At 39.5% G+C, this 17522-nt stretch carries 19 protein-coding genes; all 19 read left to right on the top strand.

Going from position 1 to position 17522, the window contains the following annotated elements; genetic code table 11:
- The first annotated feature begins 9 nt into the window (after positions 1–9).
- The 19 genes from flhB (at position 10) to F9B85_RS01370 (ending at position 17449) form a co-directional block, all read left to right on the top strand.
- Positions 10–1089: a flagellar biosynthesis protein FlhB gene (flhB, locus tag F9B85_RS01460; protein ID WP_151617829.1), complete on the top strand. Its 1080-nt coding sequence runs from the start codon at positions 10–12 to the stop codon at positions 1087–1089.
- Between the two features lie 79 nt (positions 1090–1168).
- The gene (gene flhA / locus F9B85_RS01455) at positions 1169–3229 is read left to right on the top strand and encodes a flagellar biosynthesis protein FlhA (RefSeq protein ID WP_151617828.1); all 2061 of its coding nucleotides are present in this window, start codon (positions 1169–1171) and stop codon (positions 3227–3229) included.
- A gap of 3 nt (positions 3230–3232) precedes the next feature.
- Positions 3233–4438 (top strand): flagellar biosynthesis GTPase FlhF, encoded by a 1206-nt coding sequence (gene flhF, locus F9B85_RS01450; RefSeq protein WP_151617827.1) that lies wholly within the window; start codon positions 3233–3235, stop codon positions 4436–4438.
- Positions 4435–5322 carry a MinD/ParA family protein gene (locus tag F9B85_RS01445; RefSeq protein ID WP_151617826.1) on the top strand — a complete coding sequence of 296 codons (888 nt, stop codon included), beginning with the start codon at positions 4435–4437 and terminating at the stop codon, positions 5320–5322. The genes flhF and F9B85_RS01445 overlap by 4 nt, the downstream gene beginning before the upstream one ends.
- Positions 5323–5419: 97 nt before the next feature.
- Positions 5420–6565: a protein-glutamate methylesterase/protein-glutamine glutaminase gene (locus tag F9B85_RS01440; protein ID WP_151617825.1), complete on the top strand. Its 1146-nt coding sequence runs from the start codon at positions 5420–5422 to the stop codon at positions 6563–6565.
- Positions 6566–6593: 28 nt separating this feature from the next.
- Entirely contained in the window at positions 6594–8717 is a 2124-nt protein-coding gene (locus tag F9B85_RS01435; RefSeq protein WP_151617824.1) for a chemotaxis protein CheA, read from the top strand.
- A gap of 13 nt (positions 8718–8730) precedes the next feature.
- Positions 8731–9192 (top strand): chemotaxis protein CheW, encoded by a 462-nt coding sequence (locus tag F9B85_RS01430; RefSeq protein ID WP_151617823.1) that lies wholly within the window; start codon positions 8731–8733, stop codon positions 9190–9192.
- 54 nt (positions 9193–9246) lie between these two features.
- Positions 9247–9708, top strand: coding sequence for a chemotaxis protein CheD (locus tag F9B85_RS01425; protein ID WP_151618361.1), 462 nt, complete (start codon positions 9247–9249; stop codon positions 9706–9708).
- A 12-nt stretch (positions 9709–9720) separates the two neighbouring features.
- Positions 9721–10116 (top strand): hypothetical protein, encoded by a 396-nt coding sequence (locus F9B85_RS01420; protein WP_151617822.1) that lies wholly within the window; start codon positions 9721–9723, stop codon positions 10114–10116.
- A gap of 65 nt (positions 10117–10181) precedes the next feature.
- On the top strand, positions 10182–10970 hold the full coding sequence (locus F9B85_RS01415; RefSeq protein WP_151617821.1) for a FliA/WhiG family RNA polymerase sigma factor: 789 nt from the start codon (positions 10182–10184) through the stop codon (positions 10968–10970).
- 18 nt (positions 10971–10988) lie between these two features.
- The gene (locus tag F9B85_RS01410) at positions 10989–12440 is read left to right on the top strand and encodes a DUF342 domain-containing protein (protein WP_151617820.1); all 1452 of its coding nucleotides are present in this window, start codon (positions 10989–10991) and stop codon (positions 12438–12440) included.
- Positions 12441–12483: 43 nt separating this feature from the next.
- Entirely contained in the window at positions 12484–12807 is a 324-nt protein-coding gene (locus F9B85_RS01405; RefSeq protein ID WP_151617819.1) for a hypothetical protein, read from the top strand.
- 16 nt (positions 12808–12823) lie between these two features.
- Positions 12824–13432: a hypothetical protein gene (locus F9B85_RS01400; RefSeq protein WP_151617818.1), complete on the top strand. Its 609-nt coding sequence runs from the start codon at positions 12824–12826 to the stop codon at positions 13430–13432.
- Positions 13433–13436: 4 nt separating this feature from the next.
- A complete protein-coding gene (locus tag F9B85_RS01395) occupies positions 13437–14201 on the top strand; it encodes an endolytic transglycosylase MltG (RefSeq protein WP_151617817.1) in 765 nt (254 codons plus the stop codon).
- Between the two features lie 166 nt (positions 14202–14367).
- Positions 14368–15066 carry a 30S ribosomal protein S2 gene (gene rpsB, locus F9B85_RS01390; protein WP_151617816.1) on the top strand — a complete coding sequence of 233 codons (699 nt, stop codon included), beginning with the start codon at positions 14368–14370 and terminating at the stop codon, positions 15064–15066.
- 125 nt (positions 15067–15191) lie between these two features.
- Positions 15192–15824 (top strand): translation elongation factor Ts, encoded by a 633-nt coding sequence (gene tsf, locus F9B85_RS01385; RefSeq protein ID WP_151618359.1) that lies wholly within the window; start codon positions 15192–15194, stop codon positions 15822–15824.
- Between the two features lie 127 nt (positions 15825–15951).
- Complete coding sequence (gene pyrH / locus F9B85_RS01380) at positions 15952–16677, top strand: UMP kinase (protein WP_243138026.1); 726 nt, start codon at positions 15952–15954, stop codon at positions 16675–16677.
- Positions 16674–17231, top strand: coding sequence for a ribosome recycling factor (frr, locus tag F9B85_RS01375; protein WP_151617814.1), 558 nt, complete (start codon positions 16674–16676; stop codon positions 17229–17231). Before pyrH ends, frr begins: the two co-directional genes overlap by 4 nt.
- On the top strand, positions 17228–17449 hold the full coding sequence (locus tag F9B85_RS01370; RefSeq protein ID WP_151617813.1) for a hypothetical protein: 222 nt from the start codon (positions 17228–17230) through the stop codon (positions 17447–17449). Before frr ends, F9B85_RS01370 begins: the two co-directional genes overlap by 4 nt.
- Positions 17450–17522: the final 73 nt, after the last annotated feature.

Below are 17522 nucleotides of genomic sequence, written 5' to 3'. Positions count from 1 at the left end.
TGACCAGCCATGGTAAAATGGAATCTCCAATGGTTTGCGGGAGAAAAAACAGAAAAAGCAACGCCAAAGAAAAGACAAGACTCACGAAAAAAAGGTCAGGTTGCCCGTAGTCAAGAGGTAAACTCTGCAATTATTTTACTTGTTACTTTTCTTACCCTTTTCTTTTTGGGTCAGCAAACGATTGATGGAATTCAACGATTAACCTCTCACATCTTAGGCGTTTTAACAGGTACAGAAATTACACCAATTACTGTTTTTTCTGTTGGATTAGATATCACGATACTAGCCTCACTGTTGGTAGCACCTTTTTTACTAGTAGCTATGGCTGCTGGATTAACGGCAAGTTATCTACAGGTAGGCTTTTTGTTTTCTACGGAAGCTATAAAAGTCAAATGGAATAGAATCAACCCTCTGTCAGGATTTAAAAGAATTTTTTCAAAAAGAGCACTCGTTGAGTTAGTCAAATCAATTTTGAAAGTAAGCTTTGTTGGCTATATCGCATACATGGTAATTATGGAGAATTTACACACTTTTCCCAAAATGATGGGAATGGATGTAACCACAGCTCTAGCTATCATTGCCAATATAGGATTTGATGTAGGCTGGCGAGTTGCTTTGTTACTGCTTTTTGTGGCCGCCATTGACTTATGGTATCAGCGTTATTCTCACGAAGAGTCCATAAAGATGAGTAAACAAGAAGTAAAAGATGAACATAAGCAAGCAGAAGGGGATCCACAGATTCGTAGTAAGATTCGTCAAAGGATGAGAGAAGCGGCCATGCGTCGCATGATGCAAGAATTGCCTCAAGCTGATGTAGTAATTACGAACCCAACGCACTTTGCCATAGCCCTAAAATACGACGGAAACTCAATGGCAGCACCTCGAGTCATTGCCAAAGGACAAGATTTTCTGGCTCAAAAAATAAAGGAAGTTGCTCAAACACATGGAATACCAATGGTGGAAGATAAACCACTGGCGCAAACTCTTTATCGAACTGTCGAAGTAGGCGATCAGATACCAGCGGACCTATTCCAAGCAGTCGCTGAAGTTTTTGCTTTCGTTTTTAGAATGAAACAAAAAAAGGCCTAAAGTCATATCGCTTTTTAGTGCACAAGATTAATAATAAATTTTTCCCATCATGGTGACGAAAGGGGAAAGGAAGAGTTAGATGGCCCAAACAGAAGCGTCGAGCCCATCATTTCGATACTCAGATATATTAGTTGCTGTCGCTGTTCTGACGACCGTTATCATGATGATCATCCCCCTGAGCCCCATTCTGTTAGACATGCTACTGATCTTTAACATTACGATTGCTATGTTGATTCTCTTAACGGCTATGTTTATCAAAGGTACTTTAGAGATTTCTATTTTTCCTTCTTTACTTTTGATTACGACACTTTTTCGATTAGCACTTAACGTTTCTTCTACAAGGCTTGTTCTTCTCGATGGTTATGCTGGTGAAGTCATTGCCAAATTCGGTTCTTTTGTGTTAGCCGGTTCTGTTATTGTTGGATTTATTATCTTTTTAATTCTTGTCGTTATTCAATTTATTGTCATTACTAAAGGCTCAGAACGGGTTGCAGAAGTAGCAGCTCGATTTACCCTAGACGCCATGCCTGGTAAACAGATGGCTATTGATGCAGATCTGAATGCAGGCTTGATTAACGAAAGTGAAGCCAAACAAAGGCGTAAAGATATACAACGAGAAGCAGACTTTTACGGTGCCATGGATGGTGCTACCAAGTTTGTTAAAGGCGATGCTATTGCAGGTATTGTTATCGTTATTGTTAATATCATCGGTGGTTTTATCATCGGTGTTCTTCAAAGAGGTATGTCTATAGGTGAAGCAGCCAGCGTTTACACCTTACTTACCGTCGGTGATGGTCTCGTAACACAAATTCCCGCTCTGATCATCTCTATTGCCACAGGTATTATAGTAACGAGAGCGGCATCAGAAGGAAATTTAGGTCAAGATATTACTTCACAGTTTTTCCAAAGACCGAAAGTACTTTTTATCGCTGCTGGTTTACTTGCTCTACTTGGTATTGTTGGCTTGCCACCTCTTCCGCTTTTTACCATGAGCATACTTCTAGCAGTCTTGGGCTACCAAATGAAAAAAGCGCAAGATAGAACGGCAGTCTCAGAAGTAGAAAAGGCTCAGGAAGAAGAGATAGAAGAGATCAAAAAGCCAGAAAATGTTATTTCCTTACTCAATGTAGATCCTTTAGAGTTAGAAATGGGCTACGCTTTAATACCACTAGTAGATGCTCAACAAGGGGGCGATCTACTGGACCGCGTGATTATGATCAGAAGACAATGCGCTTTAGAACTAGGTCTTGTTGTACCACCAATTCGCTTGCGAGATAACATGCAATTGAAGCCTAATACATACTCTATCAAAATAAAAGGAGTAGAAGTAGCTTCTGGCGAATTATTATTAGATCACTATTTAGCCATGTCGCCTGGATTTGAAGATGATACAATTTCCGGTATAGATACAGTGGAGCCTGCTTTTGGATTACCAGCAAAATGGATTACAACTGACATAAAAGATCAAGCAGAATTAGCAGGATATACAGTTGTTGATCCACCAAGTGTAGTTGCAACACACTTAACAGAAGTGATTAAGTCACATGCTCATGAGATTATGGGTCGTCAAGACGTACAATCACTGGTCGATCATGTAAAGCAAAGCCACCCTGCTGTTGTGTCAGAACTTATACCAGATTTAATGACTATTGGAGAATTACAAAAAGTATTAGCAGGCTTATTAAAAGAAAGAGTGCCAATTCGAGATCTTGTCACTATCATGGAAGCCTTGGCAGATAATGCAAGATTGACCAAAGATAGCGATGTTCTCATAGAATACGCTCGGCAAGCTTTAGCACGCCAAATTGTAAAAGCTTACGTTGTGCCAGGAACGAACCAACTCTCTGTCATTGCTCTTGATCCTGCATTAGAAAATCAGATTCGAGAATCAATTCAACAGACTGAGCATGGAACTTATCTGGCTCTTGATCCAACAGAAGCTCAGAGAATGCTTACTTCTTTAGCTAGCGAAGTAGAACGAGTTTCTCAAATGGGCTATCAACCGATTGTTCTTTGTGCCCCTATTGTTCGCCTCTATTTCAAACGACTAACAGAAAGAGTGGTTCCCCAATTGACTGTTTTATCTTATAACGAAGTAGGAACAACCTATGAAATTCAAACAGTTGGGATGGTGAGCTAGACGGTGCGTGTAAAGCGTTTTGTTGCCAAAACAATGCAAGAAGCTATGACAAAGATGAAATCAGAGATGGGTCATGATGCTGTAATTCTGCATACCCGCAAGGTAAAAGAAGGAGGCCTTCTAGGCTTTTTCACGAGAGAAATGTTTGAAGTTACAGGTGCTATTGAAAATGTTGCCAAGGGAATCACCAAAAAAACAGTGCCATCTACCAAAAATAACATTCAAACTATGGAAGTACTCGCTTCATTACAAGAAGAAGAGACAATAAAACAGAGCAAAGAAGAGCCATTAATCGATCCTAAGACGTTATTTTCCACTAAAACAAATGATGATGGTGTTAAAGTGGAAATAAAAGAACTAAAAACAATGATGGGCGAGATTCTTCATACATTAAATAAAGAAAAAAAAGATCTGCCCGTAGAATTACAACAAATTGAAGAACAATTGATTAAGAATGATGTTGAACCTACGATTGCAGAAACATTGATCGCTGAAATCTATAATGAGTTAGGGGAGAAGTGCAAAGAAAACCCTAGCGTTATCAGAGAAAAATTATACGATAAAGTAGTAGAACTCTTAGGTACACCAAAGCCGATTCTTTCCTCAGATCAACGACAACAAGAAGTTTTTATTTTGCTAGGACCAACAGGTGTAGGAAAAACAACTACGGTAGCCAAACTAGCCGCAACATTCTCTATTGTTGATAAACGCAAGGTTGGGTTAATTACTGTAGACACTTACAGAATAGCCGCTGTTGAACAACTAAAAACTTTTGGTGAGATAATTGGTGTACCTGTAGAAGTTGTATTTACACCTGAAGCTTTAAAAACAGCGATTGATCGAAACCGTGATAAGGAGCTAATCCTTGTAGACACAGCCGGAAGAAGTCATAAAAACAAAGAACAAATAGAAGAATTAAAAGCTTTTGTAGATGCCTGTCCAGGCTCAAAAGTAATGCTAGCTTTATCTTTAACTACCAAATACGCCGATTTAGAACAGATTATAGAGAGATTCTCTTCATTAAACATTAATCGCTTTCTCTTCACCAAACTAGACGAAACAAATCACTATGGAGCAATTCTTAATATTCTTCACAAAACACACAAACCTGTCTCATATATAACAACAGGGCAAAATGTGCCTGATGATATGGAAATTGCCGATTCCCGCAAAATAGCGAAACTTATTTGTGGAGAGGCGAAGGTATGAAAGATCAAGCAGAAAAACTTCGCATCATGATGCAAAATATGCGACAACAAGTAGAATTTGAAATTGCAGGTGAAGAATCGCCTACTCGGATTATATGTATATCAAGTGGCAAAGGCGGTGTAGGTAAAACCAACTTAACACTTAACCTTGGCCTAGCTCTTGTTGACTATGGTCAAAGAGTACTTATTCTAGATGCTGATATGGGAATGGCCAATGTAGACGTAATACTTGGCAAAGTTCCACCGCATAATCTATACCACGTTATCAGGGGCGAAAAAAAACTATCTGAAGTCATCTGCAAAGGCCCTAAAGGAATTGGACTCATCTCAGGTGGATCAGGTATTGTTGAGTTGGCTAACTTAGGCGCACAGGAGCTTGATCGTTTTATCGAAGGTCTTTCTGAACTAGATGGAACAGTAGACATATTATTAATAGATACAGGTGCAGGGATATCAAAGAATGTACTATCTTATATTTATGCTGCAGACGAATTGATCGTTGTAACGACACCAGAACCAACGGCTATTACAGATGCCTACGGGCTTATCAAGTCTGTAGAAATGGTACAAAAAAAGAAGCCTATATCACTTGTAGTAAACAAAATAGAAAACGAAAAAGAAGGAAACGACGTATCTCAAAAATTACTTATAGCTTCAAAGAAATTTCTAAATCGAGAATTGAACGTCATGGGTTATATTCCAGACGATCCTGTCGTTTCAAAATCCGTAAAAATCCAAAAACCATTTTATCTGCACTATGAAAATTCTTCAGCTTCGCTAGCTATTTCACGTTTGGCCGCTAACCTGTGTAATGTAGCTGTAAAAGCAGATAATAAAGGTACGTTGAGTCGACTTTTTGGACGGATGAAAAGCTTTTTTGGTTAAAGCCTACAAAAAGGGCAGGAAAAAAACTTAGCAATGTGGAAGATCTTAATATTGCGGATAATAATTTAGCTATCCCAAATCGACTGGGAGTGATCGCGTGTCAGTCATTAAGGTATTAGTCGTTGATGACTCAGCCTTCATGCGCAAAGTAATATCGGATATGATTGCCGCTGAATCCGGCATGATTGTTGTAGGTACGGCACGAAATGGTCAAGATGCTCTACATAAAATTGAGCAGCTATCACCTGATGTCGTAACTATGGATATAGAAATGCCTATCTTAGATGGGCTTTCTACGCTTGAAAAAATAATGTCAGAAAAACCCGTACCAGTGATCATGCTTTCTAGCTTGACACAACAAGGTGCAGAATCGACTCTGCAAGCTTTACAAAAAGGTGCTGTTGATTTTATTCCCAAACCATCAGGTACGATTTCTTTAGACATTCATAAAGTTCGTGATGAGCTGCTAAGTAAAATTAAGATAGCAGCTATGGCGCGTATTAGAACAAAACCTGTGGCACCTAGGAAGTGGTCAGCACCACCAGCAAGTCCTTCTCCAAAGCCATCAACTAAAAAGATTACCATTCCACTTATGTCAGAGGCAAAAGAACCAAACACTTATGCAGGAAAAGTATCGAATAATCTAGGTGGTTTAAACAAAATTATCCTAATAGGAACTTCAACAGGAGGCCCTAAAGCACTATACGAAGTGATTCCTAAGCTACCAAGAGATTTAGACGCAGCAGTTCTTGTTGTACAACACATGCCGCCTGGTTTTACTCGTTCCTTAGCAGAAAGACTTGATGCCAACTCTCCTCTTAAAGTGAAAGAAGCGGAGCATAATGAAGAGATTCGCCCAGGCGTAGTCTACATTGCTCCTGGTGACTATCATTTAAAAGTTCAAAAGACAGAAAAACCTAGTCTAGGTAAGCAATTGTGGGTACGATTAACCCAAGAACCACCCGCAGGTGGACATAGACCTTCTGTAAATGTCATGATGACATCAGTAGTAGATAACTACTGGTCTAAGATAGTAGGAGTTATCATGACGGGAATGGGTAGTGATGGAGCAGAAGGAATAAAACTTATAAAAAGTCAGCAGGGCAAAACAATAGCAGAAGATGCATCAACATGTATTGTTTATGGAATGCCCAAAGTTGCTATCGAATCTGGCTATATTGACAAAGTTGCCCCCCTTACAGAGTTAGCCGACGAGATCACAAGATCTATCAGGGAACGTTAAGATTGATAACCTTGGAGGTGTGGACAAAATGGATATGTCCCAATACCTTGATATGTTTTTAGAAGAATCGCGGGAACACCTTCAAACATTAAATCAGAAGATTCTCGAGCTCGAAGATAACCCTCATAACGTTGCAGTTTTGGACGAAATTTTTCGTTCAGCTCATACGCTCAAGGGAATGTCAGCAACAATGGGCTTTGAAGGCATAGCCGAACTTACCCATGAGATGGAGAATGTTTTATCAAACTTGAGAGGTTCACCATCAGCAGTAACAACAAAGGTAGTAGACTTGCTTTTTAAGTGTTTAGACTCCCTAGAAAACATGGTAGATGCCATTGTAAGTGGTGGCGATAATAAAGGTAATGGGGAAGAACTAATTCAATTATTGCGATTAGCTGGCACTGGGGAACTAGATAGAGAAGAGAAGAAAGTAAAGAAGATTATAGAACCTAAAGAGAACCTGACAAAGATATTACAAGAAGAGGAAGAGAGAGAAAATCAGCAAAATGAAGAGCTCTTAGCTTCCTTTAATATCAACCAGTACGATTTAACAATCCTTCGAGAAGCTGATCGCAAACAACTGCAAGCTTACCATATTAATGTACAGCTAGACGCAAGTTGTGTCATGAAAGCTGCTAGAACCTTCATGGTCTTCCGTAATCTAGAAGAAGCAGGCGAAATTATCAAGTCAGTTCCAACGGCGCAAGAACTTGAAGAGGAAAAATTTGATCGTACATTCCAAGTAGTGGTAGTGACCCCTGACAGCAAAGAAGAAGTTATAAAAACACTGGAAAGTATAGCTGAAGTAGAAGTCTTGTCAATCACAGATATTAATATTGATGAAGTACAAACTCAAAAAGGTCAAGAATTATCTAAGGATGAATTTTTAGATAATGCAGTAGCTGTAGAAGAAAAACTTGAAGTAGTACATATAGAAGATAAGAGAGATAGTCAAAAACAAGAAATAAAGACAGCTACAGGCAAAGAGACTGTTAAGAAGACGAAGATTAGTCCTACAGTTAGAGTTGATATTGAGCGACTTGACAACTTAATGAACCTTGTTGGTGAGTTAGTAATTAGTAAGACCAGACTAGAGCAAATCTCTACAACCAGTGATCTTGCTGAGCTTAATGAGACCATAGAGCACATTGATCGCATTACAACAGATCTACAGACCGTTGTGATGAAAGTGCGAATGGTTCCTATTGAACAAGTATTTAACCGTTTCCCTCGCATGGTTCGTGACTTGGCCAAAGAATTAGGCAAAGAGATAAACTTAATCATAGAAGGCAAAGAGACTGAACTAGATCGCACAGTAATTGATGAGATTGGCGACCCCCTCGTACATTTGATACGAAATGCAATTGATCATGGTGTGGAGCAACCAGAAGTTCGTCGTCAAATGAACAAGCCTGTAGAAGCAGTACTACGTCTTGTAGCCAAACATGAAGGTAACAACGTAGTTATTGAAGTAGAAGATGATGGTCGAGGCATTGATGCTGGAAAACTCAAAAACAAAGCGATTCAAAAAGGATTAATTACTGCCAAAGAAGCAGAACAATTAGACGAACAGGGTGCGGTAAACTTAATATGGATGGCAGGATTTACAACAGCTGAGCAAGTATCTGATATATCAGGGCGCGGTGTAGGTCTTGATGCTGTAAGAACCAAAATAGAATCATTAAGTGGTTCAGTAGAGATAGAGACACAAATCAACAAAGGTACAAAATTCAAAATTAGACTACCCTTGACCCTTGCTATAATTCAAGCGCTCCTAGTCAATGTGGGCGATGAAATTTATGCTATACCTTTAGGTGCTATTGATGAGACAACAAGCATTGAACAAGGACATATTAAGAAAGTACAGAATCAAGAAGTAGTTTTACTACGAGGTCAAGTACTTCCTTTAGTACGTCTTGATCAAGTCCTTGAAGTACCTCGTGCAGGTACTCATACAGAAGAACTTTACGTTGTTGTAGTACGTAAAGGAGAAAAGAAGGCGGGACTAATTGTCGATTCTTTAATTGGTCAGCAAGAGATTGTCATCAAATCACCTGGCAAACTACTACAAGGCATTTGTGGTATCGCAGGAGCTGCGATTTTAGGCAACGGTCAAGTTTCATTGATTCTTGATGTAGGAACTCTCTTGTAAGAGGTGACGTTTGATGGATAGGGTAGATTTTTACGACGAATCACAATTGGTGGCCTTTACATTAGATGGCGAAGAATATGCCATCAATATTCACTATGTTCAAGAAATTAATCGCCTTCTTAACATTACCCGTGTTCCGAAGGCACCCTTTTATGTTGAAGGTGTCATAAACTTGAGAGGAAACGTTGTGCCAGTTATTGATTTGCGCAAACGTTTTTCTCTATCCCCTCGAGAAACTACAGACCGCACTCGAATTATTATAGTTAAGGTCAAAGATATAACAGTAGGGATTATTGTTGATGGTGTTTCTGAAGTAATAGGCTTGGCCAATGGAAACATTGAGCCGCCTCCAGGCTTACAAGGATCTTTAGAGCAAGAGTTCATTTACGGTGTGGGCAAAATTGATGAGCGGCTTTTAATTTTGATCAACATCGAAAAAGTCTTAGCTATTGAGTCAGTAGAAGATAAGGAATAATTATGGCACTGCTCGGAGTGAAGGGATGATGAAGGCGTGCTAATTAAAGTGGGCATGGCCGATTTGAAAGTGTCTAAAGCACCCCAAAATCTAATGACCTCTGGTTTAGGTTCCTGTATTGGTATATGCCTTTATGATGGAACAGCACGAGTCGGAGGTCTAGCCCATATCATGCTTCCTACATCAACACAAGCACGAAACTCAGATAATAAAGCCAAATTCGCAGATACAGCCATTCCCTATTTAATTGATGAGATGAGGCGTTTGGGAGCGGCAAAAAGCCGTCTTGTTGCCAAAATTGCAGGCGGTGCACAAATGTTTGCTTTTCCAGGCGCTTCTGATGTCATGAGAATTGGGGAAAGGAATGCAGAAGCTGTTATTGAAAAATTGCGAAAAGAACAAATACCATTATTAGCCAGGGAAACAGGTGGCAATTATGGGCGGACGATTGAATTAGATACTAGCACGGGAAAACTATTTATACGCACCATTGATCGAGGCGAAAAAGTCCTATAGGGAGGAAATGTGGTGTTTAACGTCGCCATATGGTTCTCCGCTGGCATGGCCCTTTTTTCAGGCTTACTAACAGCGGCCGTTGCTATCGGGGCATCGGTTGCATGGAAAGCTGTAATAACAAGAACTCTAATGGCGGCTCTTGTTGTTGGAGCGCTAACTTATGCCGTATCTTGGTATCTTGGTAGAATTATAGAAGAGAATAACTCTAAAAGCCTAGGAGAAAGCAATTTAGAGGAAGAAGATTCTTCTACAATCGCAGAAACATCAAAAGGTAACCATTTAGATGTAAAGCTTCCTACCGAAAAGCCTTTCGTTCCAGGTCAGATAGAAGCTGATCTAGAAGAACTGCTTGCAACGGATCCGGCCCGGGCAGCAGAAATCATCCGGAAGATGCAACTGGAGGAGTGAAGCAAGTAATGACACTTCAAACCAGTTTACTTCTCCGTGAAGGAGCGGTATAGGTGGCCCTTACAATGTCAATATATTCTAAAAAAGAAGATACCAGCAATATTTGGCATCGCTATAAAGTCCAAAATGATTGCACAGCAAGGGAAGAGCTTATACTTTACTATGCACCTCTTGTTAAATATGTGGCAAGCAGGCTAGCTATCTTACTACCTCCAAATGTGGATAGAGATGACCTAAACAGTTACGGAATCTTTGGTTTAATTGACGCTATTGAAAAGTTCGACCTTGCAAGAGGGCTCAAATTTGAGACTTATGCTATCGCTCGGATTAGAGGTTCTATTCTAGACGGATTACGAGCTATGGACTGGGTGCCTGCATCATTACGACAGAAAGCAAAAGAAGTAGAAAAAACTTTTGCTTTACTGGCCCATCAGCTTGGCCGTGAAGCTAATGATGAAGAAGTTGCTGAAGCCATGGGTTTAACAAACAAAGAATACCAGAAACTAATGAACGATTTAAAAGCTACCACCCTTTTATCATTAGACGAATACTGGCCTGCAGATAGAGATAAAAGCGATACTTTTTCACTTATAGAAACAATTGTTGATGAAAATGTAGAAGATCCTGGTGTATCAATAGAGTTTGAAGAACTTAGGCAAATATTGTCGAAAGCTATTGATAAACTTTCAGATAAAGAACGAAAAGTTGTTGCACTTTACTATTACGAAGGACTTACCCTAAAAGAAATTGGTGCTGTTCTTAATTTATCAGAATCAAGAATCTCTCAAATTCACACTAAAGCAATTTTGCGTTTGCGAGGACAACTAGCTAGGCAAAAGAAAAAAATTTTTTGATGTAAAGGGGAGATCAACATGAGCGAAAACAGAAAGGTGGACGAGAGAGAAGATATAAATAATAATGAGAAATTGGTAGAAAAAAAAGATGGGGAAGTCGTAGTAAAATTCTCAAGAGATGAAATGGAAGCTTATCTTGTCGTAGTACCACCAGAAAATGGTGGAACCCCTGTAAGTATCACAATGGCGAAAGAAGCTATACAACAGGCCGGAGTTCAGTACGGTATTTTAGAACAAGAGGTAGAACATGCCGTTAAAATGATGAATCCTTCAGACAATGTTGTAGTAGCAAAAGGTAAAAAGCCTACAAACGGACAAGATGGTTTTATTGAGTATAAATTTAGCACTGATACACGCATACAGCCTATGGAAATTGAACATGGACGAGTAGACTTTTACAATCTAAACCTTATTAAGAATGTACAGGCTGGAGATGTACTGGTTGTAAAAACGCCAGCATCACCAGGCGAACCGGGCATGACTGTAAAAGGTAAAGAATTAAAAGCTAAAGCAGGTAAAGATGTTCGAATTGCCGTTGGTAAAAACACAGACCTAAGCGCTGATGAAAAATCACTGACAGCGACTACAGCAGGACATGTCCACATTGTAGGTGGCAAAGTTATTGTAGATCCTGTTTTTGAATTAAAAGGCGATGTTGACTTTTCTTCTGGTAACTTAAACTTTTTAGGAACTGTTGTCGTTCGAGGCTCTATAACTTTTGGTTTTTCCGTACAATGTGAAGGAGATTTAGAGGTAGGCGGATCTATTGACGGAGGCAATGTTACTGTAGGTGGTAATCTCACAGTACGCCAGGGCATTCAAGGACAACAACGTTCAATAATTGATGTAAAAGGAAATCTAGTCTCGCGATTTATTCAGAATGCTACTGTCAAGGCAGGTGGCGATGTAGTCGTAGGAGAAGCAATCATGCATTCTATGATTGATGCAGGCTATAACCTGATAGTAGGTGGCAAAAAAGGCTTAATTGTGGGTGGACAATGTAGAGCAGGTAGTGAGATAGTAGGAAAAACATTAGGTTCTTTACACTCAACAGTGACAGAACTAGAAGTTGGTGTCTGCCCAGAAATTAGGCAAAAATATAACGAAGTCTGCAATGCACTTGATGAGAACCGCTTGAACTTAGACAAAACACAAAAAGCAATTAAAGTCTTAAAAGACTGGGAAGCACGTTTGGGCTCATTAGCAGAAGACAAGCGCTTTTTGTTAATGCGACTAACCCGTACGCAGTTTCAACTCCTTAAGACAATACAGGATTTAGAGGCAGAAAAAGAAATTTTAGAATTACGGGTAGAAGAAGGAAATCGCGGCAAAATACGAGCGGCTACATGTATATATCCAGGCGTAGGAATAAAAATCGGTCAAAATACAACAAGAATTCGTGATAAAATTGACTTTGCCACCATTCTGATTGAAGAAGGAGAATTGCGTTTTAAACCTTACAACTATTAGAAGTAACTTAACTTCTATTCTCAAATTTAAGGGTGTGAGGATTATGACAATTCGTTCTGTCGATATGCAAGTTCTGCTACCAAAAGTACCCAAAGTAAGTAATCAACAGCAAACTCAACAGCAGACACCACAAAATCAGCAGGATTGGATGGCGCAACAGGCTCAACAAAACTCTGCAGACAATTTAAAGAAAGTTTTACATTCACCTAATTCTGAAGAATCTAAATTAGATACACAAGAAGATGGAAAAAATCGTAGAGAAAAGCAAAAACAAAAAAGCAAAAATAGCAAGAATTCTTCTAAAGATTTAGCTGATGAGGAACAAAACGATTCTCGTAAAGGAAAACATCTCGATATTAGAGTATAAATGAGGAGGTTAATCTGTGGATTTTGGTCTAATACTAGCAGGCCTCGGTATCTTTCTAATGGCGGGGGGAATCCTTCAGTTCTCTAAGCAGAATCGTAAAAAGGAAGAAGAACTAATAGAAGCCGTAGAGATCGATAGAAAACTACTCGAAGCTAAATTGGTTAAACGAGATATGGAAGAACTGCTTAAAGTAGCTACTTTACAGAGCGAAGAAATTGTAACCAAAATACAACGTGAAGTAGAACAAGCCAAAACAAACTTAGCACATCAAGAGCATAATAAATTGCCTGTAGAAAAAGAAGTAGTAAACAAAAAGGTTGAAGTAGTCTCTTCTGTACCACAGAAAGTAGCATCTCGACCTTATTATATTGAAGAATATCGACAACAGCTGGAAGGAAAAAACTACAGTAAGAGCAAAAATAGTCCCCAAAGTTTATATCAACAGGGCGAAGAATATATAAGACTATTAGACAAAGGCACTCCACAAAATTGGAGCAAAAATGAACGTTATGAGCAGATCCCAGTTTTACGCCAAATGGGCATTCAAGACAGGGAGATAGCCCAACTGCTACATATAGGTTTAGGTGAGCTTCAGCTAATTAGTGAATTACGTAGGAGGGCTTAGTACTTTGGGAACAAAACATCCTAATGAACAAAGAACCTTCTCGACTAATCGCTTTAGTAAAGCGACCGACGGGAGGGTTCTCTTTGCCATAGGTTTGTTATTTTTTATACTTGGTCTTTTGCTTCATTATGCAGGTCCACAGTTAGACAGACTATCTCAAGAAAGAGTTGGCTTTTTAGAAGAATCAGAAAGTAAAAAAGAGCCAGTAGAAGAGGAATATGAAGAAGAAAATATTTCTTTTACAGAAGAGTATGTTGAAGAAGAAATCGTAGAAATTATTGAAGAAACAACTGAAGAAACAACTGAAGAAACTATTGAAGAGGTTATTGAAAAGTTCGTTGAAAAGTATGTCCAAAAAGCCGTTTCGTCTCAAGAAAGAGTCGATTTTTTTGAAGAACAAGAAAATGAACAAGAAGCAGTGCCAATGGAACAGGAAGCTAAAGATTTATCTATAACAGAACATGTTGAATTAGAAACAATAAAGGCAACTAAGAATGAAGTAACCTTAGTAGAAGATAATCTTACTGTAGTTATGGATAAAGTAGAAGCTCCCGTGGCTACCTATCATGAATTTACAATTTTTCGTGGAGATACATCAGAAAAAGTGGCCAAACGGTTAGAAGAAGCTGGCTTAATCGATAATAGCCAGCAATTTAACAGTTTCATGATCTTGCAAAACTATGTGCGAACTATAAAAGTTGGAACTTATTACCTCAGCAGATCTATGTCATACGAAGAAATGGCCGCTGTCATTACAGGAAGACAATGAAAATTTGACATTTTTCTTGCCAAGCTAAGACTTCTATGATAATATTCATTTTGGTGTGATTACACACGGTTGACAGACCTTTTCGTCCGGTTCCCATGTTATGAGACAGGGTGGCGAAAGAGAATGAAGCAACCGGAGGAAGAAAAACCTGGAAGGAGGTGGAGTTGTGGCGGTTATCTCAATGAAACAACTGCTCGAAGCAGGTGTTCACTTTGGACATCAGACACGTCGCTGGAATCCCAAGATGGCCCCCTACATCTTCACTGAGCGTAACGGCATTTACATTATTGATTTGCAGAAAACGGTACGCAAAGTAGACGAGGCTTATAACTTTATCCGTGACGTAGCGGCGCAGGGTAAGAAGATTCTTTTCGTAGGTACGAAAAAGCAAGCTCAAGATTCCGTTAAGGAAGAAGCAGAGCGTTGTGGCATGTACTTTATCAACCAACGTTGGTTAGGCGGTATGCTGACTAACTTCCAAACCATTCAAAAGCGTATTGCACGCTTGCGTGAATTGGAGAAGATGGAAGAAGACGGCACTATGCAATTGTTACCTAAGAAAGAAGTTTCTCAATTGATGCATGAAAAAGAAAAGCTAGAGCGCTTTCTTGGCGGCATCAAAGATATGAAAGACCTACCGGGCGCAATTTTTGTCATCGATCCTCGAAAAGAGCGTATTGCAGTGGCAGAAGCACGTCGATTAGGAATTCCTCTTGTTGGTATTGTAGATACAAACTGCGATCCTGATGAGATTGATTATGTTATTCCCGGTAATGATGATGCTATCAGAGCCGTTAAGTTGCTCACAGCCAAGATGGCCGATGCTGTTTTGGAAGGCAACCAAGGACAATCGGAAGCCCAATAATTCAGAGGGGTGACCGGGGTATACCCCGTGGTCACCCTTTTTTACTAGACTATTCTCTAACAGATACGGGAATACTAATAGAGTGAGTGAATTTTAGGGAGGAATCGTTTGTGGTTACAGCAGCTATGGTTAAAGAACTGCGTGAACGCACTGGCGCAGGCATGATGGATTGTAAAAAAGCATTAGCTGAGACTAATGGTGATCTTGAAAAAGCAGTAGATTTTTTGCGTGAGAAAGGCTTAGCCGCCGCAGCAAAGAAATCAAGCCGTATTGCAGCAGAAGGACGTGTTGAGTCTTACATTCATGGCGACGGACGCATTGGCGTACTGATTGAAGTAAACTGTGAAACAGACTTCGTAGCCAAAACTGATGATTACCGCAATCTTTGTCGCGATATAGCTATGCAAGTAGCAGCCGTAAAACCTGAATTTGTTCGTAGAGAAGAAGTACCTGCTTCTTACATTGAGAAAGAAAAAGAAGTTCTTCGTTCCCAAGCACTGAATGAAGGCAAACCTGCACATATTGTCGATAAGATGGTTGACGGTCGTATCGAAAAATATTACAAAGAGATTTGTCTCATGGAGCAAAGCTTTATTAAGAATCCAGATCAAACAGTAGAAGAAATGATCAAAGAAGCAATTGCACGAATTGGTGAAAACATCAACATTCGTCGCTTTGTTCGCTTTGAATTAGGTGAAGGCCTAGAGAAACGGCAAGATGATTTCGCAGCTGAAGTAATGGCTGAAATGAAAAAGTAATGCCGCTATAAGGCTTCATTTAGACCGAAAAAAGGGGACACAAAAAAAGTGTTCTCTTTTTTATAATAAAAGGATTTTCCAAGCTTCTGTAGAAATGGAAATAGAGAACAGGGGAGGTAAAACTCCATTGCAATTAAAATATAAAAGAGTCATCCTCAAATTAAGTGGAGAAGCACTAGCGGGAGATCAAGGCTATGGAATCAATCCAGATGTGGTTAACTCCATTGCCGATCAGATTGGTGAAGTTAAAAATTGTGGTGCTGAAGTTGCTGTTGTAGTAGGTGGCGGCAACATATGGAGAGGTGTTGCTGGCTCTGCCAAAGGAATGGATCGAGCAACAGCAGATTACATGGGTATGTTGGCTACTATTATGAACTCTTTAGCTATACAGGATGCTTTAGAAAAGCGTAACATTGACACTCGTGTACAGACAGCTATCGAGATGCGACAAGTAGCAGAGCCTTATATACGTCGCAGAGCCATAAGGCATCTCGAAAAAGGTCGTGTTGTAATATTTGCCGCTGGTACGGGCAACCCTTATTTCTCAACTGATACGACAGCGGCCTTGCGAGCCGCTGAGATTGAAGCTGATGTAATTCTGATGGCCAAACGAGGTGTAGATGGAATCTATGATTCCGATCCTAGAAAAAACCCAGATGCACAAAAAATCAATGAATTATCTTATATAGAAGTACTCAACCGTGGACTAGGTGTTATGGATTCCACAGCAACTTCTTTATGTATGGATAACCATATCCCCTTGATTGTATTTGGTTTAGATGAATCAGGTAACATAAAAAGGGCAATCACAGGAGAAAAGATTGGAACGATTGTAAGGAGGAACGATTCATGATTGCTGGCATCAAGAAGGAAACAGAAGAAAAAATGAAGAAGTCCTTAGATGCCCTTCGAAAAGAATACCAGAGTATTCGTACCGGAAGAGCAAATCCCGCCTTGCTAGACAAAATTATTGTAGACTATTACGGCACACCAACACCAGTGAACCAGGTAGGTAATATTTCAGCTCCAGAACCACGTCTTTTGGTCATTCAACCATGGAGTAAAAGTGATCTTGCTGCCATTGAAAAAGCTATCCTTAAGTCAGACTTAGGGCTAACACCTTCTAATGATGGACAAGTTATTCGCTTGGCTATTCCTGCTCTAACTCAAGAGCGTAGAGCGGAACTTGTAAAGACTATAAAGAAAAGAGCGGAAGAATATCGTGTCATATTGAGAAACTTCCGTCGCGATGGAAATGAAGAAATAAAAGCACTTCTTAAGTCCAATAGCGTTTCTGAAGATGAGTCTAAAAGAGGCCAAGATGAAATTCAAAAACTAACAGATAAGTATATCAAAGAAGTAGACGCTGTTGCCGAAAGAAAAGAAGAGGAGATCATGGAGATTTGAACCTCCTAACAGCAAAAGGAGACCTTGAACAGTTAATTGGACTTCCTCTTGATCAAGCTCAAAAATTCTGTGAAGAACAGGGATTTATTGTATCAATTCAAAAAACAGGTTCAGCTTCATCAAAAGAAGTAGATATAAGACCACAAGGTCGTGTTCTACAAGTTTGCTTTCAAGAGTCATCTAAGATCAAACTCCTCTATACCAACTTTCTTATATAGTTGAGTAGACTAAAATTATGACCCCCTCGGGGCTCCGAGGGGGTCTCCTATCTTTATTATCACTTATTAAAAA

The sequence above is a fragment of the Heliorestis acidaminivorans genome (assembly GCF_008933955.1).
Lineage (GTDB): Bacteria > Bacillota > Desulfitobacteriia > Heliobacteriales > Heliobacteriaceae > Heliorestis > Heliorestis acidaminivorans.
This window is presented reverse-complemented; position numbering and strand designations above follow the sequence as displayed.

Excerpts from the sequence above, each read along its gene's own strand:
- flhB (WP_151617829.1), top strand. The coding sequence starts at position 10 with ATGGTAAAATGGAATCTCCAATGGTTTGCGGGAGAAAAAACAGAAAAA.
- flhA (WP_151617828.1), top strand. The coding sequence starts at position 1,169 with ATGGCCCAAACAGAAGCGTCGAGCCCATCATTTCGATACTCAGATATA.
- F9B85_RS01445 (WP_151617826.1), top strand. The coding sequence starts at position 4,435 with ATGAAAGATCAAGCAGAAAAACTTCGCATCATGATGCAAAATATGCGA.
- F9B85_RS01435 (WP_151617824.1), top strand. The coding sequence starts at position 6,594 with ATGGATATGTCCCAATACCTTGATATGTTTTTAGAAGAATCGCGGGAA.
- F9B85_RS01430 (WP_151617823.1), top strand. The coding sequence starts at position 8,731 with ATGGATAGGGTAGATTTTTACGACGAATCACAATTGGTGGCCTTTACA.
- F9B85_RS01425 (WP_151618361.1), top strand. The coding sequence starts at position 9,247 with ATGGCCGATTTGAAAGTGTCTAAAGCACCCCAAAATCTAATGACCTCT.
- F9B85_RS01415 (WP_151617821.1), top strand. The coding sequence starts at position 10,182 with ATGTCAATATATTCTAAAAAAGAAGATACCAGCAATATTTGGCATCGC.
- F9B85_RS01410 (WP_151617820.1), top strand. The coding sequence starts at position 10,989 with ATGAGCGAAAACAGAAAGGTGGACGAGAGAGAAGATATAAATAATAAT.
- F9B85_RS01405 (WP_151617819.1), top strand. The coding sequence starts at position 12,484 with ATGACAATTCGTTCTGTCGATATGCAAGTTCTGCTACCAAAAGTACCC.
- tsf (WP_151618359.1), top strand. The coding sequence starts at position 15,192 with ATGGTTAAAGAACTGCGTGAACGCACTGGCGCAGGCATGATGGATTGT.
- frr (WP_151617814.1), top strand. The coding sequence starts at position 16,674 with ATGATTGCTGGCATCAAGAAGGAAACAGAAGAAAAAATGAAGAAGTCC.